Raw genomic sequence first — 25,067 nt, 5'->3', positions numbered from 1 at the left:
GAGATGAGAAAAAGCTATCTTTATTTACAAGTGAAAAAAGTAGTCGATGTATTCCTAAAGGATAAAGCTAATCAGTAAGAGATCTGATTTTAATGGTGACCAATTTTGCATAAATAAACATTAATCGGGATATAATGTCTCACGACTAAATTAAAATTGATTTGACGCATCATTAATCAGTTTTTTTGATTAAGGCTTTACAAAAGAGAGCGCTGATGACGGTCTATTTTTACAACTTAATCTAAATGCGCCTTGGCGTACTTGATTTTATCGAGCTTCGCTCGATAAGTTTCTGCTCTGTGGTATCGCGCGAGGCTTTAACTTTATCGTAGTGTAACTGTCTGGGGCTGGGATTACTCGCCCCATCGAAGGGCTTTTGTAAGCCTGCCACTTCAAGAAATAAGGGAACACGTCATGTCTAAGTGGGAGTTCAACAGCCAGTAACGGTCGATTGGTTCAACTCAGGTTTAGTGGGGGAGAGAGGAAGCTGACTAAGTTTGCGACGTCGTGTCGCAACGTCTACACGAGCACATCCTATGTGTCGAAATTCCCACTGAACGAAGTTTCACTTTATTCAGTTTTGAGAATACAAATAGGCACTCATCTCCCCACTTCTAGAAGTGGGGGACTACTGCTGAATGAAGTTAAATTTTTTTTTGACAATGCTCATACTTTATTGTTTGATTATTAGATACCCGCTCATGCAGTCTTATACGGGCTGGCTGCCTAAAGCAGTTTCTCTAGTTGGACTAAAGTTGAACAGCTAGCCTTAATAGGGTGAGCACGGCTTTCGCTGCACAAACTCTCTTATATCCAATCCCTCTTAAAATCCACAAAACTGGTAACTTACCGTTTAAATTTTCACAAAGTGGTTGAATAATTAGCTAAAAAGGAGTACGATGAGATTATCTATTAATATGTGAAAGCCATTTCTTATAAGATGACTTATCTACAGTGTACTTCTGGTTAAAACTACATGATGATTTGCTCTTCTGAATAAAAAAACTCCCATTTTTGGAAAAGATATTAATTATATTAGGATAGGTGTGATGACTGCGTGTCTGAAGTTACAATTTCACAATTGGAAGAAATGACTTTAAAAGATCTTTATGCACAAGCAAGAGAATTTAAAGTATCTTACTATGCAAAATTAACAAAGCGTGAACTCATCTTTGCCATTTTAAAAGCACAGGCTGAAAAAAGTGGTTATTTATTTATGGACGGAATTTTGGAGATCATCCCTTCAGAAGGCTTTGGTTTTTTACGTCCGATTAACTATTCACCAAGTGCGGAGGATATTTATATATCTGCCTCACAGATTAGACGTTTTGATTTAAGAAATGGAGACAAAGTATCAGGGAAGGTTCGTCCACCAAAGGAAAACGAACGCTACTATGGCCTACTTCACGTTGATGCCGTTAATAGTGAAGACCCTGAGTTAGCAAAGGAACGTGTCCATTTTCCTGCACTGACCCCGCTATACCCTGACCGAATGATGTCGTTAGAAACAAAACCAAACCGTATCTCAACACGAATTATGGATTTAATCACGCCAGTTGGCTTTGGTCAGCGTGGGTTAATTGTTGCCCCTCCAAAAGCGGGTAAAACGATGCTTCTTACTGAGATAGCTAATAGCATTACGGAGAACCATCCTGATGTTAAATTAATTATTTTACTTGTCGATGAGCGCCCAGAAGAAGTGACTGATATTGAGCGTTCAGTTCATCCAAATGTGGATGTCGTTAGCTCAACTTTTGATGAAGTACCAGAAAACCATATTAAAGTTTCCGAGCTTGTTTTGGAACGAGCGATGCGTCTTGTCGAGCATAAGAAAGATGTTGTTGTTTTAATGGATAGTATTACGCGACTTGCACGTGCCTATAACTTGGTTATTCCACCGAGTGGTCGTACTCTATCGGGTGGTATTGATCCTGCAGCCTTTCACAGACCAAAGCGCTTTTTCGGGGCAGCTCGAAATATTGAAGAAGGCGGAAGCTTCACGATTCTAGCTACTGCACTGGTTGAGACTGGTTCTCGTATGGATGATGTCATCTATGAAGAATTTAAAGGAACAGGAAATATGGAGCTTCATCTAGATCGATCACTAGCACAGCGCCGTATATTCCCAGCTATTGATTTATTGCGCTCCAGTACACGACGTGAAGAGCTATTGATGGAACAAGATAAGCTTGACATTATTTGGTCTGTTCGTAAAGGTATGCAAGAGTCTCCAGACTTTTTAGAGCGATTTTTACGTAAGCTTAGATCAACAAAATCAAATGATGAATTTTATCAACAGCTTGCAGATGAAATGAAGCGTAAAGGTACAATGCGTAAATCATAACAGTCTATTATCTATCGACTAAAACTTTTCACGACTAACTATTGCATTGTCCTACTGACACTGTTATAATCTTTACGTATGTAAAAGTGCAGTTTGGAGCAGTTTATTTAACTTCATTCAGCAGAAGTCTCCCACTTCTATAAGCAGTGAGATGAATGGATATTTCTATTCCACTCATAGGGGTTCAAACCCGAGCTGAATAAAGTTAAAGCCTCCGGCGGATGCCACAGATTTTCAGCGGGAAATTGATCGAGCGAGGCTCGATAAAATCTGGGTGCAAATACGCCAAGGCGCATTTGATCTGTTGTAAGCTAGCCAAATTAACTCTGTTTCCAAGGGATTCAGGGCAGAAGGAGTTGGAAAGACATGAAAGAAGGCATTCATCCAGAATACCGTAAAGTTGTATTTCTAGATACAAGCTCTGATTACAAATTTCTAAGCGGATCAACTAAAACATCTGACGAAACCATTGAATGGGAAGATGGAAACACTTATCCGTTAATCCGTGTAGAGATTAGTTCAGAATCTCATCCATTCTATACTGGTAAACAAAAAGCTGATAAAGCTGGTGGCCGTGTAGATCGCTTTAAGAAAAAATATAACCTTAACTAAGCCTAGGCTATTAGTTAAAATAAGACAGCCATTCCAGTTCTGGAATGGCTTCTTAATCGATAAACAGGCAAGTATGATAACCTAGCCTGTTTTTTGTTTTTAAGTTAGTATTACATGCTTAATAAAATGAATAAGTTTTTCTGTGCTAATTGTAAGCTCTTATAACTGACATAGAGCTACATTTATATTTTAACTTATTCAGCAGAAGTCGCTAGGTCTCCCGCTTCTATGAGTAGTGAGAGGAATACATACTTGTATTCGATTCAGAAGGTGCTGAATAAAGTAAAAGCCTTCGGTGGATGCACAGATTTTTTAGAGGAAATCTATCGAACTTACTCGATAAAATCTGGGCACAAATATGCCAAGGCGCATTTGATATCCTTGTAAGATAAATAGTAGATTGTAATAAGTAGTTGAACTAAGGAGGCTGTTGATGGAATGTATGTCATGAAACAAAGTGGCTGGGTGGAATTAATTTGTGGGAGTATGTTTTCGGGTAAGTCAGAAGAATTAATTCGTCGTGTTAGACGTGCTACATATGGTCATTTAACTGTAAGAGTTTTCAAGCCAGCAATAGATAATCGTTACCACGAAGAATCCGTTGTCTCCCATAATGGCAATTCTATCTTTGCCCGTCCAGTTACGTGTGCAACTGAGATTATTGAACAGATTACCCCTGATATCGATGTTATCGGAATAGACGAAGTCCAATTTTTCGATGAAGAGATCATTATGATCATTGATCAATTAGCTAACCAAGGTCATCGAGTCATCGTAGCTGGATTGGATACTGATTTTCGTGGTGAGCCTTTCGGTGTTATGCCTGAACTGATGGCTTTAAGTGAATCGGTTACGAAGCTAAACGCTATTTGTCCAAAGTGTGGTTCACCAGCCTCTCGGACACAGCGCCTCATTGATGGTGAGCCTGCCTCATATGATGATCCGGTTATTCTTGTAGGTGCTTCAGAATCCTATGAGCCACGCTGTCGCCACTGTCATGAGATACCAAATAAACCAAAACCCGCTTGGGAAGTTAACTCTCTTGAGCAGGATAAACGTTCATTGTAAAAGGTTTTTTTAAAAATGAAACTGTTTTGACGCGTCCTTATACACTATTATATAATGAAGAATAGGACTGAATAAAATGAGGTGGAAGCCGTGCTTGATAAATTACAAACATTAGAAGCGCGTTATGAGAAATTAAATGAATTATTGAGTGATCCTGAAGTCATTAGTGATACAACAAAATTAAGACAATACTCAAAGGAACAAGCAGATTTAACTGATGTTGTTCAAGTATATCGCCAATATAAAGACATATCGGAGCAGCTTGTCGGTGCGAAAGAGATGCTTGCTGAGGAATCGGATCAAGATATGAAGGAAATGATTCAGCTTGAGATTGAGGAGTTGCAACCACAACTTCCCGACTTAGAGGAAAAGTTAAAAATTCTTCTGTTACCAAAAGACCCTAACGATGACAAAAACGTTATTATGGAGATTCGTGGTGCAGCTGGTGGTGATGAGGCTGCTTTATTCGCAGGTGACTTATTTAGAATGTATCACCGCTTTGCTGAAACAGAGGGATGGAAAATTGACGTGATGGAATCAAATTCAACCGGAGTGGGCGGCTATAAAGAGATTATTTTTATGATCAATGGAAAAGGTGCTTATTCGAAGCTGAAATTTGAAAATGGTGCACATCGTGTTCAACGCGTACCTGAAACGGAGTCAGGCGGACGTATCCATACTTCAACGGCAACTGTAGTTGCGCTTCCTGAAGCAGAGGAGGTTGAGGTGGATATTAATGAGAAAGACATACGTGTCGACACATTCGCCTCAAGTGGCCCAGGGGGGCAAAGTGTAAATACAACAATGTCTGCTGTCCGGTTAACGCATGAGCCGACGGGGATTGTCGTTTCCATGCAGGATGAAAAGTCCCAAATTAAGAATAAAGAGAAAGCGATGAAGATATTGCGTGCACGTATTTATGATAAATACCAACAAGAAGCTCAAGCAGAGTATGATCAAAACCGTAAGTCGGCGGTTGGTACAGGCGACCGCTCGGAACGAATTAGAACTTACAATTTCCCACAAAACAGAGTAACTGATCACCGTATTGGGTTAACCATACAAAAACTTGATCAAATTCTTGAAGGGAAACTGTCTGAAATTATTGATGCATTAATTATGGAAGAACAGACCCATAAATTAGAGCAGATTGGTGATTAAAATGGGCGAGACCATTCAAGAAGTCCTTAGTCGGGCTTCTCTTTTTTTGCAACAGCATAATAGAGAGCCAAAAATTGCAGAATATTTACTATGTCATCATTTGCAATATACAAAAACAGATTTACTGCTCAATTTGCGCACTGACTTGACAGCTAATATCATTAATCAATTTGAGCAAGACCTTGTCGTGCATGTGCAGACTGGCAAGCCTATTCAGTATATGGTAGGATTAGAACAATTCTACAATCGAACTTTTAAGGTAAACGAACATGTCTTAATACCTCGGCCAGAAACAGAGGAGCTTGTTCAGCATGTGCTAGCAATGACTAAAGATATGTCAAGACCACTCAAGTTGCTAGATGTGGGGACAGGCAGTGGTGCCATTGCGATTACATTAAAGCTTGAGCAGCCAAGTTTGACCGTTGAAGCTGGAGATATCTCTGTTTCTGCGCTGGCTGTTGCCCGTGAAAATGCAGATCGATTAGGGGCAGAAGTCAGCTTTTGTCAAAGTGATTTTTTACAGTATTGGCTTCAACAGGGAGAGCAGGTTGACTGGATTGTCTCAAATCCTCCTTATATTCCATGGACTGAAAAAAAACAATTGGCTGATACGGTTAGAGATTTTGAGCCAGAGCTCGCATTATTTGCAAATGACGCTGGTTTAGCAGCTTATCAACAGATTATTGCACAATCGACGAAAGTATTGGCCCCAGGAGGTTATTTAGCCTTTGAAATAGGTTATCAACAGGGGCAGAGCGTCAAGCAGTTGCTTAAACAGGCCTTTCCAGCCTGTCATGTTCGTATTATTCAAGATATTAATGGCAAGGACCGTATTATTTTGGCAAAATGCTAGTTTAAAAAATGACTTCTTCGGTGAGACTGAAGTTATACCACTTCAATAAGAGGGAGTCATTTATATGATTAGAAGTATCTATATGATCTTAGCGTTAATTATGCCTTTATTAAATCTTACAACTACTTCTGCTAGTTTAGCAGATTATCAGGTTATACCAGATGAAGCGATTCGCTTACGGATTCTTGCTGAAAGTGATGCGGAAGAGGACCAAATCGTTAAACGTGCGGTACGCGATGCAGTTAATGATCAGATCACAGAATGGGTTATCACAATTGACAATATTGAAGAAGCCCGGGCATTAATTCAAGAAAAATTACCTGAAATTGAATATGTGGTAAAAGATACCTTAGCCGAGTTTGATCCTTTACTAGATTTCCAAGTTGCCTATGATCACTCGGTTCAATTTCCAACCAAACTTTATGATACCTATTTATATCCGGCAGGGGAATACGAAGCCATTCTGATTACGTTAGGAGAAGGGAAAGGCTCTAACTGGTGGTGTGTCTTGTTTCCGCCTCTATGTTTCCTAGACTTCTCGGCTGGGACGACAGTCGGTGATCATGAAGCCGAGCAACACGAGCCGGAAGAAGAGAGTGAACAAGAATCCACTAAAGTATCTTTCTTTTTCTTAAAATGGTTTCGTTAATCTAGCATAATCTTAACCTTCTTTTCATAGATTAGATTAAATCTAGTAATGGAAAGGGGTAACATTATGCATGCTGTTAAAATTACATCAGCAAATCAAGATCAGGCTGAGCTTTTTTCCCCATTACTTAATGCATCGTCTACCAGTTTTGATCTTATTCAATCGGGATATCTTGCTATCGAAAATGAGACAACCGTTGGTTTATTTTTAATCGAACATGAGGCTGAAGATATAGCCTTATTAAGTAAATGCCTGGCGGCTAAACTTGATCATCCAGAACAGTTGATTGAGTTAATTTATCTTGCGATACAAGTAGCCGCTAATCATGGGATAAAAATGATCAAGGTTCCAACTGAGCAGAAAAGCCTTACTGATCTACTAAGTTGGATAGGCTTTAAGCCGCTCACTCATGAAGATGGCTGGGGATATCTTGTGGATAATAGCGATACTAAGTGATGTGAATATCCACAGTTTGTTTTTTTACTTGTGGATATTCAAAAAAACTTGTCTGTGAAGCGGAATAGTTTTAAAATAAGTCCATGACAACTGTGAATAAGGTTTTAAACAGCTGGCTAATAAGTAAATCTAATGTGGATAACATGTTTATAACATGTTTACAATTTAGCTAACAGAGTTTTCATCATGAGGGGAGTGACCAAACCTATGACTGACCAAACAACTTTTTTTATTTGGAATGATGAGTCCATTACCGATGCCGCTAAATTACTTAAGGCAGGGGAGGTTGTCGCATTCCCAACAGAGACCGTTTATGGACTGGGCGCTGATGCTACCAATCCTGTAGCCGTTGCGAAAATATTTGAAGCAAAAGGACGTCCGTCCGATAATCCGTTAATTGTTCATGTGGCTAACGAGCAACAGATCTCTCGTTACGTTACCACTATTTCTTCGACTGCTAAGCAACTAATAGCTGCCTTCATGCCTGGGCCGCTTACGATCATATTACCCAGTAATGGAACGATTGCTGATAATGTTACAGCAGGGTTAGGAACAGTAGGGATTCGCATTCCAGATCATCCGGCCGCACGTGCTTTAATTGCGGAGGCTGATTTACCCATTGCTGCACCAAGTGCGAACCTATCTGGTAAGACGAGCCCAACTAGTGCCATCCATGTTTTTCAAGACTTAAATGGTAAAATAGCTGGTATCTTAGATGGGGGCCAAACAGGGGTAGGGGTTGAGTCTACCGTAATTGATTGTACCAGCACAATCCCGCGTATCCTGCGTCCAGGTGGAGTTACCCGGGCACAGATGGAAGCAGTACTAGGCCAAGCTATTGAAGATGCTTACACTGAAAGTGCGAGCATGACCCCAATAGCGCCAGGAATGAAGTACAAGCATTATGAGCCAGACGTTCCATTAATATTAGTTGATGGGGAACCAACTTTTTTTCAGGAGCAAATTGATATGTATCAAAAAGATGGCAAGAAGGTCGGTGCGCTTGTTAGTGAGGAGCTTGCCCCTTTGATTCGAACAGATCAGCTTCAAATGTGTGGTTCAACAGAGGATTTAACGACAGTAGCCGCTCAGCTTTATCAATCATTAAGAGCCTTTAAAGCTACAGAAGTTGATTTAATCCTTGCAGAGTTTTTTCCTGAAGAGGGCGTAGGCCAAGCGATTATGAATCGGTTGAAAAAAGCAGCAAGTTATATTGAAATTCAATCTGATCAAGCTAATCCCTTGTGAGAATTAGCACTTGACTGTTAGATCAAAAAATTAAATTAGCCTTTTAACATATTAACATCGGACTACAGACGTGTGGCATAGCTGCACGTCTGTTTTTACTATTGGGGAAATTTAGATAAGGAAGTTCACTCTCAGTCGTTCTACTTCATCCTCTATTCCTAAATAATTCCATTTTAAAAGATCTATGGTCTAGATAACAATTCGTTTGCATAAAGTGAAATAGCTTGTCTATTGATTTTTTAAGTGAGCACTTACTACAGGGTAAGTTTATTTAAGGAGGATTTCCATGCTTGATTCAATTACTGCCCAGTTATTCCTTGCTGTTGCCCTTGGGCTTGACGCATTTTCTGTTTGCTTAGGCATTGGTTTGCAACCATTACGTCTAAAGAAAATTTTTATTATCGGTCTGTGGATTGGAACTTTTCATATATTTATGCCGTTATTAGGCCTATGGGTAGGTGCATTCTTAGTTGACTGGGCGGCTAATTTTACAGAATTAATCAGTGGATTGTTACTCTTTGGTCTGGGTATCCATATGATTATTTATACATTTGCCGAAGATTATGGTCATCAACGAAGGCTGATTGTTGATGGTACAGCTTTAATTATGTTAGCCTTCTCGGTAAGCTTAGACAGCTTTCCAGTTGGAATTAGCTTAGGAATGTCAGGAATCGCCACAATGTTAACTTTACTTTTATTTGGGATGGTTACGACTGTGATGGTGTGGACAAGTTTAATCATCGGGAAAAAAATTCAAAGTAACTATGGACGGTCCTTTGAATGGCTTGGTGGCTTCATTTTGTGCTTGCTTGGTCTCTATGTTATTTTTTAACGATTCCGCTTCGGTTACTCCCCAAAAAAGGTCATTCATTAGCCTCTGTTATTATTTGATAGCTTGGTCGGAGTCTTTCAATATGGTATGATTTAGCTAAATCATACAGGGGAAAGGCGATGATCATGAATATCCTATTTGTTTGTACAGGTAATACCTGCCGAAGCCCAATGGCACAGGCTCTTCTCCAGGAAAAATCCACCTACCATGTTAAATCCGCTGGCCTTTCAGCAATAAAGGGTATCCCAACAAGTGAAGGTGCAATAAAGGCTTTGGCTACAAAAGGCATGAGTTATAAAGGTAGCACCCAGCCTATAACAGCGAATCTTGTTGAGTGGTCAGACTTAATTTTGACCATGACCATACAGCATAAGCAACGATTAGTGACTAAATATCCTAAAGCATTGGATAAAATCTATACTTTAAAAGAATATGTCAGTGATGAGCAAGAGGATATTTGGTTGAGTCTTAAAAAAGCCTATATAAAATTAGAGGAGAAACGACTCACAGTTATTAATAAGCACGGTATTGAAGCAAGTGATCAAGCGTGGAAAGATGACTTAAAGAAAGAACAGGAAGAAATCGAACGATTAGAACAAAAGCTAGTTGATTACGATATCTTAGACCCCTTTGGGAGGGATCAGCAAGCATACCTTGAGACCTTAGCTGAGCTTGATCAAGCGATTGCAGCCCTAATAAAAAAGCTAGATCAACAACCAGATCTTTAAATTTGATAACATCGTTCATTTTCAACTTAATTATGAGAATGTATCTGTTCATTCTTGAGAAAAATGAGTACAATAGATAAAAGACTATAAAATCGGAGGAGTGATAGAGATGAAAGTTGTGATTGCATCAGATCATGGCGGTTATCAACTCGCCAATGAAATTGAAGTGTTCTTAACCGAACTTGGTGTTAATGTTGAACATATTGGCAGTAAATGCGCAGATTCAGTCGATTACTCAGACTATGGCATTCCCGCTGCTGAAAAGGTAGCACAAGGTGAATATGACCGCGGAATCGTGATTTGTGGAACAGGTGTTGGAATGTCAATTGCAGCAAATAAAGTAAGGGGAATTCGTTGTGCTCTCGTTCACGATGTGTATACAGCTAGAGTGACACGAGAGCACAACAATTCAAACATGTTAGCCATGGGCGCCCGAGTGATTGGTGTCGATTTGGCTAAAGAAATCGTCAAGACATGGATGGGTGGAAAGTTTGAAGGTGGGCGTCATGCTCGTCGAATTGAAAAGGTAGCTGAATATGAGGAAAAGCTCTCGAAATGAGGATCAATGATGATAGAATTATCAAACCAATTAATAGCACTTGTTGATGAATGGTGTGCGAGTAATCGGTTGAGTTCTGGAATGTCTTTTGTAGTGGGCTGTTCAACGAGCGAGGTTATCGGTGAGAGAATAGGAACAATGGGAAGTGAAACGGTAGCTGAGCAAATCTTTCGAGCATGCCTTCAGTTACAAAAAAGAACAGGAATAGAGCTTGTTTTTCAATGCTGTGAGCACTTAAACCGTGCCCTTGTTATGGAGGAGCACCTAGCCATTAAGATGGGGTATCAGCCCGTCACAGTTGTACCTGCTCCAAAGGCAGGTGGAGCGATGGCTTCATATGCCTACCATAACTTCAATCATCCTGTAATAGTGGAATATGTTCAAGCAGACGCAGGAATGGATATTGGCGATACAATGATAGGGATGCATCTTAAGCCAGTAGCTGTTCCGCTACGTTTAAAACAGAATACTCTAGGACAAGCTCGTGTTAATGCAGCTTTCTCAAGACCCAAATTAATTGGTGGTGAAAGGGCAATTTATCCAGTGTAACTGGCTGGGGCTGCGATTACTCGCCCCATCGAAGGGATTTTGTAAGACTCCCCCTTCAAGAAATAAGGGAAGATGTCATGTCTAAGTGGGAGATCCAACAGCCAGTAACGGCCCGATTTGTTCAACTAAAGTTCAGTGGGAAGGGAGGAAGCTCTAAGTTCGCAACGTATGGGTCGATTTCCCTCACTGAATGAAGTTTCACTTTATTGTTAGGTTGCAAAGGGGCTCATACGCTTTTCAATAATGTATATATAGTAGTAATTTTCAAATATGATTTAGGAGAAACAATCAAGGGGGAACAATTGATGAAACATGTCAAAGATAACGATTTAGAGTTATACGAAGCAATAGAAAAAGAGCGTAGCCGTCAGCATGACAAAATTGAGTTAATTGCGTCCGAGAACTTTGTTTCAGAGACAGTTATGGAAGCTCAGGGATCAGTTTTAACCAATAAATATGCTGAAGGTTATCCAGAAAAGCGTTACTATGGCGGCTGTGAATATGTGGATATTGCCGAGAATCTTGCTCGCAATCGTGCTAAAGAATTGTTTGGTGCTGAACATGTTAATGTGCAGCCACATTCAGGGGCGCAGGCTAATATGGCCGTTTATTTTGCTTTTTTAGAGCCTGGAGATACGGTATTAGGAATGAACCTATCCCATGGCGGACACTTAACCCACGGTAGCCCGGTTAACTTCAGTGGTAAGCTTTATCAATTTGTCGACTATGGTGTAGATGAGACCACTGAAACTTTAGATTATGGTGCTATTTTGGCAAAAGCAAAGCAAGTTAAACCAAAGCTTATTGTTGCAGGTGCTAGTGCTTATCCTCGTCAGATTGACTTTGCAAAGTTTCGAGAGATAGCCGATCAAGTTGGCGCATATTTAATGGTTGATATGGCACATATTGCAGGCTTAGTTGCGACAGGTCTACATCCTAATCCTATTCCTTATGCAGACTTTGTCACAACCACCACGCATAAAACATTAAGAGGACCACGTGGTGGGATGATTCTAACTAAAGAAAGTTATGCGAAACAAATTGATAAGGCTGTGTTCCCTGGTATTCAGGGTGGTCCATTAATGCACGTAATCGCCGCCAAGGCCGCCGCCTTTAAAGAGGCACTCGACCCGAGCTTTACCGACTATGCCAAGCAGATTATCGCTAATGCCCAAGCCTTTGCCAAGGTATTGGAAGCTGAAGGGATCCGTTTGATTTCAGGTGGAACAGATAATCACTTGCTGCTTCTTGATGTACGTGGCTTAGGATTGACCGGAAAAGATGCTGAAAAAGCACTTGATGATATTGGAATTACAACAAATAAAAATACGATTCCTTTTGATCCTGAAAGTCCATTCGTGACAAGCGGTATTCGTGTAGGAACAGCTGCTGTAACGACCCGTGGCTTTAAAGAAGAAGAGATGGAGGAAGTCGGACGCATTATTGCCTCAACTTTAAAAAATTACCAAGACCATACAAAATTAGCAGAAGCTAAGGAACGGGTTAAGGCTTTAACCAATCGTTTCCCCTTATATTAATAATGTCTAACCGGAGCCACAATGTTGTGGTATCCGGTTTTTTTGCAGACATACTACAACATGGCTTAGAAAAAAGCTAAAGCAAGTGTTCCTGTAAATTCGACAGACAAACAATAAAAAAATCCTTTTTTGACAAAACTGGACTTGAAACCCGGTTACAATTTCAGTACACTTTTAGAGATACATAATCTTTAGTAAGGAGTGATCATCTTGGGGAATGTATTTGTCTTAGATCATCCATTAATTCAACATAAGCTGACACATATTCGTAAAGCTGAAACAGGAACAAAGGAATTTCGCGAATTAGTCGATGAAGTTGCAGGTTTGATGGCATATGAAATTACACGTGATCTTCCAGTAACTGAAACAACGATCGATACACCGGTAGCAAAAACAAAAGCTAAGGTTTTAAGTGGTAAAAAAATTGGAATAATCCCTATTCTTCGGGCAGGGTTAGGTATGGTAGAAGGCGTATTACGTCATATCCCAACAGCTAAGGTTGGCCATGTCGGATTGTATCGCGACCCTGAAACATTGATGCCAGTAGAATATTATTTTAAAATGCCAAACGATATTGAAGATCGTGATCTAATTGTTGTTGATCCTATGTTAGCTACCGGAGGATCAGCTAAAGATGCGATAGATTCTTTAAAAAAACGAGGCGCAACAAACATTAAATTAATGTGCCTAATTGCTGCACCAGAAGGTGTTGATCATATTAAGCAAGCCCATCCTGATGTGGATATTTATCTAGCAGCAATCGATGAGAAGCTTAATGAAAAGGGCTATATCGTACCAGGTCTTGGTGATGCAGGCGACCGTTTATATGGAACAAAGTAATTTTCAATAAAGGTGGCATAATAAAATTATATAAAGAGTGGCTGGGACATACCCAAAAACAGTGAAAAAAAGTTCCGATCATCGTTCTTTCAGGGTCGGAACCTTTTTTACTAGATTCTTTTCATATTCTGTTGCTCCATCCGCGTTCATGGCGGTGCACTTTCCTAAGTTCACAGCTTAGAACGCAAAACCTGATTTACTAAGTACTTTCTCTATTCCTCTTACAGACATTCGAGTGAAACACAAATGAGCCTTCAAAAATATCTGAAGACTGATTCCACATCGATTTTACACTTGCCGTAGATTTCACCAGTTTCTTATTCAAAAGCTGTTTCCTCACATATTCCTATTGCTGTCCCCATTTTTTGTTATAATAAAATTTTTGGCTATTCCCTTCCTTAGCTTTGGTACATTGGGACCGCAATGGGCATTCGGAACAGTCCTCACATTCATAGACCCAGAAGGTTCGAGTAAACCCGTATTTATCTGTTCGATTGGAGGTGTAGTTAACCGCCAGCCTCTTTCCATGCGGAAATTTATCGAGCTAAGCTCAATAAAATCTGGGCACAAAATTGTCAAGGTGTACTTGATAGTTATTTAATTTTCCTTAACAGCTTTTTAAAAGGTTTTGGTATGGTTTGTTTTGGGTGAAACATACTAAGGTGAAAAAGGAGTTCATTTTTCTGTGAAACGCACCTTCTTTAAGGTAATTCTACTTTTGATAATCAGTGTTCTTCCCATTCAAGATATGGAAGCAACTACTCGTGAAAAGATCTTAATTGAATTAACCACGCCAATAGAACAATTTGAAACATATTTAGCAACACAGTTTCCTCATGTGTCAATAATTGAGCGTTTTGACACATTAATTAATGGGATAGCTCTCGAGGGCAAAGCCTATCAACTTGAAAAAATTATTGCTCATGAAGCAGTCAAGCAAGCCTACCCTGTTTTAAATTATATGGTTGATCCACAAGCTACCCTTGTGACTGAAGCACCCGAAATAACTAATCAATCTGAGCATTTCGGTTATACTGGTAAAGGTGTTAAGGTGGGGGTTGTTGATACGGGGATTGACTACAATCATCCTGATTTACAAGGAAATTTTAAGGGAGGCTATGATGTCGTTGACTTTGACTCAGATGTCATGGAGACATTACCAGACCAAGGTGAACCAACACTACATGGTACTCATGTGGCAGGAATCATTGCGGCAAATGGTGCGATTCAAGGTGTAGCACCTGAAGTAGATTTATATGGTTATCGTGCATTAGGACCAGGAGGTAGTGGAACAACGATCCAAGTCATAGCAGCTCTGGAAAAGGCAGTAAAAGATGGTATGGATATTATTAATCTTTCACTAGGTAATACAATTAACGGGCCTGATTGGCCAACAAGTATGGCTGTTGATCGAGCAGTTGAACTGGGCGTATCAGTTGTAATTGCGAATGGGAATACAGGTCCTCAGCTTTGGACAGTAGGTTCACCAGCAACCGCAACAAAAGCTATTTCAGTAGGTGCGTCAACTCGGGAATATTCAGAACCTATCCTTGTTGACCGTTTTCGAAATAAAATAATTAAGCCAACAGCCATTGATGGTACAGGTGAATGGATGCTAGACCGGGATTATTCTGTAATTAATGGAGGGTTAGGGAATCAACCACTTCCAAACGCAACAGGCAAGATTGTCCTTTTTAAACGTGGTGAAATTACCTTCTCAGAAAAAATTCGTCAAGCAGAGCAGGCACAAGCTGAAGCCGTCCTTATCTATAACGATAGTGATGAGCCACTACAGGCAGGGATAGACTTTATAACTGACCTACCTGCTATGATCATCTCACATGAAGAAGGCGAATGGCTAGTATCAAGGCTGGAACAAAATGAGACAGTTTGGTTGAAAACGGAGTATCCGATCCATGAAAATGAGGTTGCTTCATTTAGCTCTCGAGGGCCAGTGACCACAAGTTGGTTAATTAAACCGGAGGTCGTAGCACCAGGAGTAGATATTATTAGTACAGTTCCTGGCGGCTATGCTAGCCTCAAAGGAACGAGTATGGCAGCCCCTTATGTAGCAGGAGCGTTGGCTGTAATGAAGGAAGCCCATCCAGACTGGTCACCTGCGGAACTAAAAGGAGCATTGTTAGCTCAGGCCAAGCCACTTGCTGAACAGCAGCCAACTGAACAAGGTATGGGTGAAGTCGACATCCAAGCGGCGATTGAGACCCCGGTCATTATGGAAAATGCCTTAATCACATTTGGATTAATTAATCAAAATCAAGAAGAACGAACACATCATGTTGAATTAACCAATGTTTCAGATCAAGAAATAAAGGTAAGCTTTGAACGACCTATGATCGAACAGGGGATGCGCTGGCGACTTCCAAGTACACAGGTGATCCAACCTGATCAAACTGTATCACTACCGATCACCCTTTTACTACGAGCCAACCAGTTTGAAGAAGGGATTTACCAAGGCTATTTAACGATGATGATAAACCAGCAACCTTATCAGCTCCCTTATTTAGTAATTAACCAATCGGCAGCATATCCTAAAATTGCTGGCTTTGAAATAGAGCCAAACCAAACAGAGTCAGATCAGTACTTTTTCCGGATCCAATTAACCGAGCCAGTAGACCAGTTAACTATGGATCTTTATGATCCGGTTACATTTAAACACCAAGCTCGATTATATTCAAAGCAAAATTTAGCAGCAGGATTGTTTGAAGGAACGATCGATTTAAGTCCACTTTCTAAATCATCAAGTTATTTAATTAACATTACAATAGAAAGTGAGGGAGAAATAGACTATTTCCAACATTTTTTTACACGATAATAAAAAAATACCCAGCATGAAAGCGATTTTATTTGTGAAAATTCAAAGTCAGGAAGCTTTTTTTCTCTGGCAGTGTTATAATGTGGATATTCGGTTTGAAATTCAACGATAATGTGGTCATGACGGAGGTTAATCCTATGGGGCGTTATCAAGAAGCCATTAGTCGGCAACGTCGATGGCTAATCTATGTCATCATGATTGTAACAATCGGGACAATCGCTTCATTAGCAAATCGAAGCTGGCTTGGTTTATGGCTAGGCAGTATAACGAGTTATTTTAATTTGTGGTTACTGCAAAGAAATGTAAACCGAATTGCGGAGGTTGCGTTAGGAAATAGAAAACATGCTTCAGCTGGGACAATTAGCCGAATTGGCTCAGCTTTACTTGTCGTTGTCTTTTCTTTGCACTATAACGCATATATCAGTTTTTTTGCAGTAGTTATAGGGCTAATGCTTAACTATCTGATCATTCTATTAGAAGCCTTATTCCGATTTCAAACCGAAAAAACCAAAATGAGAAGAGGTGGATAAAATGGATCATGGTGCACCAATTGTTGAAAATGTTTTTGGTATCCCTTGGCTTAGTTTTAATGCATCGACAGTGATGATGGTGATTATTTCGTGTGTTGTGACGTTTCTTGTCGCTTTTTTAGCCACACGAAATCTACAAAGGAAGCCAACGGGTGTTCAGAACTTTATGGAATGGGTTGTTGATTTTGTTAAAAGGATCATTAATGATTCAATGGATTGGCGGATTGGAAAAGCCTTTTTGCCACTCGCGCTGACTTTGATTACGTTCATTTTTATTAGTAACATATTGGGCGTTATTGTGATCGGAGTCTATGAAGGAAATACCTGGTGGAAATCACCTACCGCTGACGCTGGTGTTACCTTAACACTTGCTGGTTTTGTTATTATTTTAACAAACTTTTATGGGGTAAAAATGAGAAGTGCCAAAAAATATGCTAAAAATTTTGTTAAACCAGCTTTCTTTATCTTACCGTTTAAGTTAATTGAAGAGTTTACCAATACAATGACACTTGGTTTTCGTTTATACGGTAATATTTTTGCTGGTGAGATTTTATTAGGCTTGCTCGCTAATCTAGCCTTTGTACATGTACCGATAGCTTTTATTGGTGCTCTTATTCCAATGGTATTGTGGCAAGGCTTTAGCTTGTTTATCGGGGGTATTCAAGCCTTTATTTTTACGACATTATCGATGGTTTATATGTCGCATAAGGTACAAGAGGACCACTAAGTGTAGAGAAACTTAAATAGAGAAGGTAAGGAGCTTTTAGTAGCTCAGTTAAAAGGAGGAAATATCATGGAAGCTATTGCAGCAGCTGTTGCAGTTGGTTTAGCAGCGCTTGGCGCAAGTTTTGCTAACAGTATTATAGTAAAAAGTACAATTGAAGGGATTTCACGTCAACCAGAATTGCGCGGTCCACTTCAACTCGTTATGTTAATCGGAATTGCCCTTGTAGAGGCTATTCCAATTCTTGCTGTCGTTGTTGCCTTTATGATTTTATAAGTAGACAAAGACATTGTTTTTTTCGAGGAAAGGAGTGGGAGATGTGTTAGTTGCATCGCAATCGTTTGTCGTTGGAGCAACAGTAGGAGGTTTGCACGTAGGTGACATTATTGTAACCTTAGTTAGTTTTTCTATTTTACTATTTCTACTAAAGCTTTTCGCTTGGGGACCTTTGATTAAAGTTATGGAAGAACGTGAGCAATTTGTAGCAACCGAGTTGGAAACAGCTCAAGAAAAACGAATCGAAGCTGATACAGCTATTAAGGAAGCGAATCAGGAACTTGATCGTGCACGTAAAGAAGCCAAACAGATCGTCATCGAAGCTAAAAAGTCTGCAACTAATTTGGAAGAGAATATTGTAGCTGAAGCCCGTGCTATTGCCAAGCAAATGAAGCAAGATGCTGAAGAAGAAGCGGCAATGGAAAGGCAGGAAGTTCTTCAAAATATTCAAGGTGAAGTGGCTGAAATAGCTTTTCAAATTGCAATGGATATTATTCAAAAAGAAATCAGTCCTCATGATCAAAAGCGTCTAATTAAAGAACGTCTTGAAAAACTAGGAGACGATTTAACATGAATAACCGAATAAAAGCACGCCGTTATGCGGAGGCTTTATACGAGGTAGCGAAAGAGCGTAATCGGGAAGAGGCAATCGCTGAAGAATTAAAAATTGTAAAGGCCGTATTTCATGCTAATTCTGATTTAATCAGCTTTATCCAAAATCCGAAACAATGGTTAAATCGACCACGTATTATAAAATCAACCTTTACGACTTTTTCAGCTGAAGTAGTTAAAACACTTTTACTTATGGTAGAACATCATGCGGAAACCGAAGTAGAAGCCATGGTTGACCATTATAATGCCTTTCTTAATCATGACCGCTGCATTGCAGTTGGGAACATCTATACGGTTGAACCATTAGCGGAGCAGGAAATGGCTGAGATCTCAACAAAGTTTGCCCATAAATTTGGCTACAAAGCTTTAAAGCTTGAAAATGTGATAGACCCTAATGTAATTGGTGGTTTTAAAATCATTGTTGATCAACGCTTATATGATGCATCCGTACAGGGACGAATTAATGAAATGAAACGAGAATTTATTCCATTACACAAAAGATGATTGGGGTGAAAAGACATGGATATCAGTGCAGAAGAAATTAGTGCTTTGATCAAAAAGCAAATCCGATATTATCAAAATGATACAGAAATCCAAGATATAGGAACTGTAATTGAGACTGGGGACGGTATTGCTCAAATTTATGGTTTGAATAACGCCATGTCAGGTGAGCTAGTTGAGTTTTTAAATGGTACGATGGGCTTGGTTCAAAGCCTTGCAGAGGACCGGGTTGGTGTTGTTATATTGGGCTCACAACTAGCAATACGAGAAGGTGACGAGGTACGACGGACTGGTCGTATTATGGAAGTCCCAGTCGGTAAGGCGCTAATTGGGCGTGTTGTTAATCCGCTTGGTCAACCAATCGATGGGCGAGGCCCAATTGATACAGACCAAACACGACCTATTGAGGCTCCTGCTCCTGGTGTGATGGAACGTAAATCGATTCACGAACCATTACAGACAGGTATTAAAGCGATTGATTCCCTTGTTCCAATTGGCCGAGGACAACGAGAATTAATTATTGGAGATCGTCAAACGGGTAAAACGACAATAGCCGTTGACACGATATTAAATCAGAAAGATCAGAATATGTATTGTATCTATGTCGCTATTGGTCAAAAAGATTCAACTGTACGTGCAACAGTGGAAACGTTTCGTAAACATGGTGCATTGGACTATACCATTGTCATTAATGCTGGGGCATCTTCACCAGCACCGTTACAGTATTTGGCTCCATATGCTGGTGTTGCGATGGGTGAAGAGTTTATGTACAACGGAGAGCATGTGCTTGTTATTTATGATGATATATCTAAACAAGCTTCAGCTTATCGGGAGCTATCTTTACTATTAAAACGGCCACCAGGACGAGAAGCATTTCCAGGTGATGTCTTTTATTTACATTCTCGTTTGCTTGAGCGGGCAGCTAAGCTTAATGATGAACTTGGAGGAGGATCTTTAACGGCCTTACCGTTTGTCGAAACACAAGCAGGTGATATATCGGCATATATCCCGACTAATGTTATCTCAATAACAGATGGTCAAATATTTTTGCAGTCTGATTTATTTTTTGCAGGCGTAAGACCTGCGATCAATCCAGGCTTGTCAGTATCACGTGTTGGTGGGTCAGCACAAACAAAGGCAATGAAGAAAGTAGCTGGTACATTGAGAATTGATTTAGCTTCTTATCGAGAGCTTGAATCTTTTGCTCAGTTTGGCTCTGATCTTGATCGAGCAACGCTAGCTAAGCTAAATCGAGGTAAACGAACGATTGAAGTATTAAAACAGGGCTTGCACAAGCCGATACCGATGGAAAAGCAAGTGATGATTATATATGCTCTAATCCACGGTTATCTAGATGAAATACCAATCGAGGATATATCAAGATATGAGGCGGAATTTTACACCTTTTTAGAGGGGAATTTTCCACGCTTACTAAAGACCATTCGAGAGACTGGACAGTTAGCTGATGAAAAGGAAATGGAAGAAGCCATTACGTCCTTTACTAATCAGTTTGTTGTCTCAGCCTAACAGTAAGGAGGCAGAAGGATGACTCCGTCTTTAAGAGAGATACAAAAACGGATTAATTCAACTGAGAAAACAAAGAAAATAACCAATGCTATGCATATGGTAGCTGCCTCAAAGTTAGGTAAATCAGAAACAAATAATGAGGCTTTTATCCCTTATGCTGAAAAAATAGAAGAAATGGTGCATCATATCGTTGAAAGTTATGGTGACCACCAGCATCCCATTTTAATTCCGCGCAAGGTAAAAAAAGTCGCCTATTTTGTTGTCACTTCTGACCGTGGACTGGCAGGTCCCTTTAATAGTCAGGTGCTTCGTAAATTAGAAGAATTGATTCACAAGCGACATCGGACGTCAAAGGAATATACCATTATTTCTATCGGACGAATGGGACGTGACTATTTCAAAAGTAGAAACATGCCTGTGCTTCGGTCAGTAACCGATTTACCTGATCATCCTTATTTCAGTGACCTTGAGGATTTAACTTTTGATACGGTTCAATTCTTTGTTGATGGTGAATTTGATCAGCTTGAGATGGTTTATAATCATTTTGTATCGGCTGTTAGCCAAGAAGTTAGAGTGAAAAAAATTCTGCCACTGGTCAATGAAGATGATGTTGATCAGCTTAAGACAACCAAGCATAGCGAGTTCTTGTTTGAACCCAATGAAGAGCAAATTTTAAAAACTTTGCTTCCACAGTATGCAGAAAGCCTAATCTATGGTGCTTTCTTAGAGAGCAAGGCAAGTGAAAACGCAGCACGAATGAATGCAATGCGTAACGCCACTGACAATGCTGACAATATGATTTCAGATTTACGATTACAATACAATCGTGCTCGTCAAGCTCAAATAACACAAGAATTATCTGAAATCATTAGTGGAGCTGAAGCACAAGATGATTAAGGCTTTGCCGATCTAGGAGGAATAATTGATGAGCAAAGGATTTGTCACACAAGTAATCGGACCCGTCATCGACGTTAAATTTGATGAAGGGGAATTGCCTAAAGTGAATGATGCGCTTGTCGTTACAGCGCACCAGAATGAGAAAGATGTTGAAGTTACTTTAGAGGTAGCGATTCATCTAGGTGATCATCAGGTTAGAACTATTGCTATGTCCGCAACAGAAGGTATACGACGTGGTGACACCGTAACTAATACTGAATCACCAATCCAAGTCCCAGTAGGTAAAGAAACCTTAGGACGCATTTTTAATGTTCTTGGAGAGGAAATAGATGGGGAAGCGCCGTTGCCAACAAACGTTAGACGGCATTCTATTCATCGTCCTGCACCAGACTTTAGAAAGCTATCAACTGAAACTGAAATTTTAGAAACAGGGATTAAAGTTGTTGATTTACTTGCTCCTTATATCAAAGGTGGTAAGATCGGCTTGTTTGGTGGAGCCGGTGTAGGTAAAACAGTGTTAATTCAAGAATTAATCCATAATATCGCGCAAGAGCATGGCGGTATTTCAGTTTTTGCGGGAGTAGGAGAACGGACCCGTGAAGGAAATGATCTTTATTTTGAAATGAAGGAATCTGGTGTTATCGAGAAAACGGCTATGGTGTTTGGTCAGATGAACGAACCGCCAGGAGCTCGGATGCGAGTAGCCTTGACAGGATTGACCATGGCAGAATATTTCAGAGATAAGGAAAGACAAGATGTATTGCTCTTTATCGACAACATTTTCCGCTTTACCCAAGCAGGCTCGGAAGTATCTGCATTACTTGGGCGAATGCCATCAGCCGTCGGTTATCAGCCGACCTTGGCTACTGAAATGGGACGATTACAAGAGCGAATTACATCAACGACAAGGGGCTCTGTTACATCCATCCAAGCTATCTATGTACCAGCTGATGATTATACCGATCCAGCACCAGCGACAACATTTACGCATTTAGATGCGACAACTAGCCTTGATCGGAAATTGTCAGAACAAGGGATATACCCAGCTGTGGATCCATTAAGTTCTTCATCTAGAGCTTTGGATGCTAATATTGTCGGTCAAGAACACTATCATGTAGCCCGACAGGTTCAGCAAACGTTGCAACGTTACCGTGAACTACAGGACATTATTGCGATCTTAGGTATGGATGAGCTATCTGATCATGATAAAGTTATCGTCGCACGTGCTCGTCGGATTCAATTTTTCTTATCACAGAATTTCCATGTGGCTGAGCAATTTACCGGTCAACCAGGCTCATATGTCCCTGTAAAAGAAACGGTTCGTGGTTTTAAGGAGATTTTGCAAGGGAAATATGACGATTTGCCAGAAGATGCTTTTCGACTTGTTGGTACTATAGACGAAGTAGTGGAAAAGGCGATGAGAATGGACGGCTAGATCTCGAAGTTAAGGAGGGATCAAATGGGTAAAACGCTAACAGTAGAGGTAGTTACACCAGATGGTTTAATTATTAAGGATCAATATGATATGGTTGTCGTGCATACTGAACTGGGAGAGGTGGGGATTTTACCAGAGCATGCCCCTCTTATTGCTCCATTAACCATCAGTACGGCAAGATTAAAAAGAGACGGAGAGGCAATGAAGGTAGCTATAGGTGGTGGATTTATCGAGGTAGACAGAAACCATATTACCATTCTTGCACAATCTGCTGAAACCCCAGCTAAGATAGATGTTCAGCGGGCACGAAAGGCTAAAGAAAGAGCAGAGCGTCGGATCAAGCAGAAGCGCGATCATGTTGACTTTAGACGAGCTGAACTAGCCTTGAAACGGGCAATCAATCGATTGAATTTGATTAATGAAGATTAATTTAATTAAGGACTATTTATTTACAAGCGTGTATCCTTTGTGTTAAATGTGTGTTCAAAAGGGCTAAGAAAGTAAGTATATTGGAGAATATGGGGAGCAAACCAATAAGATGTACGCCTTACCCTTCAGCAATTTTGAATAACCGCTTTAACGAAACTGGATAAGTAGATTTAGCAAATAGAAAAAGGACATTCTTGCATGACAGCATCGTCATGCTTTAGTAAAAACGTCGATGTAGCTGTTGGTGATCACATCGACGTTTTTTAATACCACATGAAATTGTTTAGAAATAACGCCAGTCGACTAGAGCTAATTGTATTCGTCGATTTAACATCATTCAACAGAAGTCTCCCGCTGCTAAGTAGTGAGCTGAATGGCTATTATATTCAGTGGGTGTTCACCCCCTACTGAATAAAATTAAAGGATGCCACCAATTTTTAACGGAAAATGATCGAGCTTCGCGCGATAAAATATGGTCACAAACATACCCACCTCCCTAATTTTTCCTCTTTCTTTATTAGTAGTGAAACCTTTAGCTTTTCCTCAAGGTCTAATTAGTTAATTATGCACTTAGTTCACGAAAAACTGCTGGTCGATAGATTAGGAAGAGTTTAATAAACCGGACAATATACAATTATGTTAGAATATTTACGACAGGAAATTTCATTATTTCCGGGGAAATAACAAAAAGCAGGGGGAAATGTTATGTTACAGGGATTAGGCATACAAGCTCTTGTCAATATTTGTTCGCATATTATATTTATTATCTTAACTTGGCACGCTTTGCAAGCGATTCGTTTTGATGAGATTTTTAAGAAAAAACGTGTTTTTGAGGCAAGGCTAGTAATGGTGTTGTTAACCATTACAATAGGTTCAACGGTCAGCCATTTTTTTATTGATCTTATTAATTGGACGCAACAGATTATTTATCTTTTTTAAACGAAATGAAGTACGGTAAAAGTCGAGTTAGCAGCTGATTAAGAAAACGAGATTTGGTCAACAGAATGTATGGCTTATCATGCGAGAGTAATGGAAATACACATCAATAACTATCATTCAAGTGATGTTGAATAACCTCAGAAAACCGGAGAATTGTCGGGAATTGACGTAAGCTTTACCGTATAATCACCCAATTGTTAGGCTAATACTGCTAATGAAAACAATTGGAGGCGATGGTCATGGGTAAGGTTATGCTTCAAACGCTAGTAGTCATTAGTATTTTAAGTGTTATAATCCAGAAAGATCGGGAATTACCATTATATCAACTGGTCCAATTTGCAGAACAGGAAGAGATTACGATTGAGTATGGAGAACTACTTATTAAAGAGACTTTTTCGATCAATGAGCTTGATGCGATTCGCTCCTTTATCGTACAATCAGACTTTTCCAGAGTGAGTTCAAACCTTGAAAATTACCAGCGAGAGCTTTTAGATGATACATATGAACAAATAAGTCTGATAGAATCCAAGCCGAATCAAGAAATTACCGTAAGCTATCTTCTGTCTGGTGACGTAGTCAAGCTACTTCAGGATCAACAGTTCGCTAATCAAATTGAGCAGTTTATTGGTTTATTTTACACAAATAAAAAGCTTGAATATGCTTGTATTCGCTCAAGCAAAAGTGATAATATAAATAGTGGCTATTTTTTTAATAAAATATTGTCTGATTTACGTGTTGATGTACATGATAGATTAGTAGAAACAGATTTTGTTGTTGTATCAGGTTTTTCTGATCAGTTTAGCCACAAGATACCTGTTGGTAATCAAATGCAGAATATTCAAATTGCCGTACGAACTTATGAAACAGGTGAATCCATTCTTACACTTGGAACACCTATCCTAACGACTGAATACTAATAAATATAGA

Annotated in this window: 26 protein-coding genes and 1 pseudogene; 26 read left to right on the top strand and 1 reads right to left on the bottom strand. The window is 39.7% G+C overall.

The genetic code is table 11. The annotated features are described in order from the left end of the window. Nucleotides 1-1,057: 1,057 nt before the first annotated feature. From rho to upp, 14 genes are all read left to right on the top strand, one after another. Nucleotides 1,058-2,344 carry a transcription termination factor Rho gene (gene rho, locus ASE01S_RS08745; RefSeq protein WP_083512070.1) on the top strand — a complete coding sequence of 429 codons (1,287 nt, stop codon included), beginning with the start codon at nt 1,058-1,060 and terminating at the stop codon, nt 2,342-2,344. 366 nt (nt 2,345-2,710) lie between these two features. Continuing rightward, entirely contained in the window at nt 2,711-2,956 is a 246-nt protein-coding gene (locus ASE01S_RS08740; RefSeq protein ID WP_067841114.1) for a type B 50S ribosomal protein L31, read from the top strand. Between the two features lie 438 nt (nt 2,957-3,394). Next, entirely contained in the window at nt 3,395-4,024 is a 630-nt protein-coding gene (locus ASE01S_RS08735) for a thymidine kinase (RefSeq protein WP_067841112.1), read from the top strand. A 90-nt stretch (nt 4,025-4,114) separates the two neighbouring features. Beyond that, a complete protein-coding gene (gene prfA / locus ASE01S_RS08730) occupies nt 4,115-5,185 on the top strand; it encodes a peptide chain release factor 1 (protein WP_067841110.1) in 1,071 nt (356 codons plus the stop codon). Nucleotide 5,186: 1 nt separating this feature from the next. After that, nucleotides 5,187-6,038: a peptide chain release factor N(5)-glutamine methyltransferase gene (gene prmC, locus ASE01S_RS08725; protein WP_067841107.1), complete on the top strand. Its 852-nt coding sequence runs from the start codon at nt 5,187-5,189 to the stop codon at nt 6,036-6,038. 64 nt (nt 6,039-6,102) lie between these two features. Then, the gene (spoIIR, locus tag ASE01S_RS08720) at nt 6,103-6,687 is read left to right on the top strand and encodes a stage II sporulation protein R (RefSeq protein ID WP_067841105.1); all 585 of its coding nucleotides are present in this window, start codon (nt 6,103-6,105) and stop codon (nt 6,685-6,687) included. A 66-nt stretch (nt 6,688-6,753) separates the two neighbouring features. Further along, entirely contained in the window at nt 6,754-7,143 is a 390-nt protein-coding gene (locus ASE01S_RS08715; protein ID WP_067841102.1) for a hypothetical protein, read from the top strand. A gap of 207 nt (nt 7,144-7,350) precedes the next feature. Further along, complete coding sequence (locus ASE01S_RS08710; protein WP_067841099.1) at nt 7,351-8,391, top strand: L-threonylcarbamoyladenylate synthase; 1,041 nt, start codon at nt 7,351-7,353, stop codon at nt 8,389-8,391. A gap of 286 nt (nt 8,392-8,677) precedes the next feature. Beyond that, entirely contained in the window at nt 8,678-9,223 is a 546-nt protein-coding gene (locus ASE01S_RS08705; RefSeq protein ID WP_067841096.1) for a manganese efflux pump MntP, read from the top strand. Between the two features lie 119 nt (nt 9,224-9,342). After that, entirely contained in the window at nt 9,343-9,951 is a 609-nt protein-coding gene (locus ASE01S_RS08700; protein ID WP_245630348.1) for a low molecular weight protein arginine phosphatase, read from the top strand. 109 nt (nt 9,952-10,060) lie between these two features. Then, nucleotides 10,061-10,510, top strand: a complete 450-nt coding sequence (rpiB, locus tag ASE01S_RS08695) for a ribose 5-phosphate isomerase B (protein WP_067841093.1) — start codon at nt 10,061-10,063, stop codon at nt 10,508-10,510. Between the two features lie 9 nt (nt 10,511-10,519). Continuing rightward, entirely contained in the window at nt 10,520-11,059 is a 540-nt protein-coding gene (locus ASE01S_RS08690) for a TIGR01440 family protein (RefSeq protein ID WP_245630347.1), read from the top strand. Nucleotides 11,060-11,364: 305 nt separating this feature from the next. After that, nucleotides 11,365-12,597: a serine hydroxymethyltransferase gene (glyA, locus tag ASE01S_RS08685; protein WP_067841088.1), complete on the top strand. Its 1,233-nt coding sequence runs from the start codon at nt 11,365-11,367 to the stop codon at nt 12,595-12,597. A 210-nt stretch (nt 12,598-12,807) separates the two neighbouring features. Next, nucleotides 12,808-13,437 carry a uracil phosphoribosyltransferase gene (upp, locus tag ASE01S_RS08680; RefSeq protein WP_067841086.1) on the top strand — a complete coding sequence of 210 codons (630 nt, stop codon included), beginning with the start codon at nt 12,808-12,810 and terminating at the stop codon, nt 13,435-13,437. 177 nt (nt 13,438-13,614) lie between these two features. On the opposite strand, the pseudogene ASE01S_RS16600 reads toward upp, so the two are convergent. Beyond that, nucleotides 13,615-13,969 (bottom strand): annotated as a pseudogene (locus tag ASE01S_RS16600) (transposase); the annotation flags it as partial. Nucleotides 13,970-14,122: 153 nt separating this feature from the next. Here ASE01S_RS16600 and ASE01S_RS08675 point away from each other — a divergent pair. The 12 genes from ASE01S_RS08675 to ASE01S_RS08620 all read left to right on the top strand — a co-directional run bounded on the left by ASE01S_RS08675 (nt 14,123) and on the right by ASE01S_RS08620 (nt 25,057). After that, complete coding sequence (locus ASE01S_RS08675) at nt 14,123-16,270, top strand: S8 family serine peptidase (RefSeq protein WP_067841083.1); 2,148 nt, start codon at nt 14,123-14,125, stop codon at nt 16,268-16,270. A 137-nt stretch (nt 16,271-16,407) separates the two neighbouring features. Beyond that, entirely contained in the window at nt 16,408-16,800 is a 393-nt protein-coding gene (locus ASE01S_RS08670) for an ATP synthase subunit I (RefSeq protein ID WP_067841081.1), read from the top strand. A gap of 1 nt (nt 16,801) precedes the next feature. Further along, nucleotides 16,802-17,527: a F0F1 ATP synthase subunit A gene (gene atpB / locus ASE01S_RS08665; RefSeq protein WP_067841079.1), complete on the top strand. Its 726-nt coding sequence runs from the start codon at nt 16,802-16,804 to the stop codon at nt 17,525-17,527. Between the two features lie 66 nt (nt 17,528-17,593). After that, entirely contained in the window at nt 17,594-17,800 is a 207-nt protein-coding gene (atpE, locus tag ASE01S_RS08660; RefSeq protein ID WP_067841077.1) for a F0F1 ATP synthase subunit C, read from the top strand. Between the two features lie 43 nt (nt 17,801-17,843). Next, the gene (gene atpF / locus ASE01S_RS08655) at nt 17,844-18,374 is read left to right on the top strand and encodes a F0F1 ATP synthase subunit B (protein WP_067841075.1); all 531 of its coding nucleotides are present in this window, start codon (nt 17,844-17,846) and stop codon (nt 18,372-18,374) included. Then, nucleotides 18,371-18,916 (top strand): F0F1 ATP synthase subunit delta, encoded by a 546-nt coding sequence (locus tag ASE01S_RS08650; protein ID WP_067841072.1) that lies wholly within the window; start codon nt 18,371-18,373, stop codon nt 18,914-18,916. Before atpF ends, ASE01S_RS08650 begins: the two co-directional genes overlap by 4 nt. 15 nt (nt 18,917-18,931) lie before the next feature. Further along, on the top strand, nt 18,932-20,440 hold the full coding sequence (gene atpA, locus ASE01S_RS08645; RefSeq protein WP_067841069.1) for a F0F1 ATP synthase subunit alpha: 1,509 nt from the start codon (nt 18,932-18,934) through the stop codon (nt 20,438-20,440). 18 nt (nt 20,441-20,458) lie between these two features. Beyond that, nucleotides 20,459-21,337 carry an ATP synthase F1 subunit gamma gene (atpG, locus tag ASE01S_RS08640; protein ID WP_067841067.1) on the top strand — a complete coding sequence of 293 codons (879 nt, stop codon included), beginning with the start codon at nt 20,459-20,461 and terminating at the stop codon, nt 21,335-21,337. Nucleotides 21,338-21,365: 28 nt separating this feature from the next. Next, nucleotides 21,366-22,772, top strand: a complete 1,407-nt coding sequence (atpD, locus tag ASE01S_RS08635) for a F0F1 ATP synthase subunit beta (protein ID WP_067841065.1) — start codon at nt 21,366-21,368, stop codon at nt 22,770-22,772. Nucleotides 22,773-22,796: 24 nt separating this feature from the next. Beyond that, a complete protein-coding gene (locus ASE01S_RS08630; protein WP_067841063.1) occupies nt 22,797-23,201 on the top strand; it encodes a F0F1 ATP synthase subunit epsilon in 405 nt (134 codons plus the stop codon). Nucleotides 23,202-23,906: 705 nt separating this feature from the next. Beyond that, complete coding sequence (locus tag ASE01S_RS08625; RefSeq protein WP_067841061.1) at nt 23,907-24,140, top strand: DUF1146 family protein; 234 nt, start codon at nt 23,907-23,909, stop codon at nt 24,138-24,140. A gap of 239 nt (nt 24,141-24,379) precedes the next feature. Next, on the top strand, nt 24,380-25,057 hold the full coding sequence (locus tag ASE01S_RS08620; protein ID WP_067841059.1) for a YwmB family TATA-box binding protein: 678 nt from the start codon (nt 24,380-24,382) through the stop codon (nt 25,055-25,057). The last annotated feature ends 10 nt before the right edge of the window (nt 25,058-25,067 follow it).

Origin of the sequence: Amphibacillus sediminis NBRC 103570, from assembly GCF_001552275.1 — a bacterium.
Classification (GTDB): Bacteria; Bacillota; Bacilli; order Bacillales; family Amphibacillaceae; genus Amphibacillus_B; species Amphibacillus_B sediminis.
The sequence above is the reverse complement of the archived record's forward strand: the minus strand, read 5'-3'. Positions and strand labels throughout refer to the sequence as shown.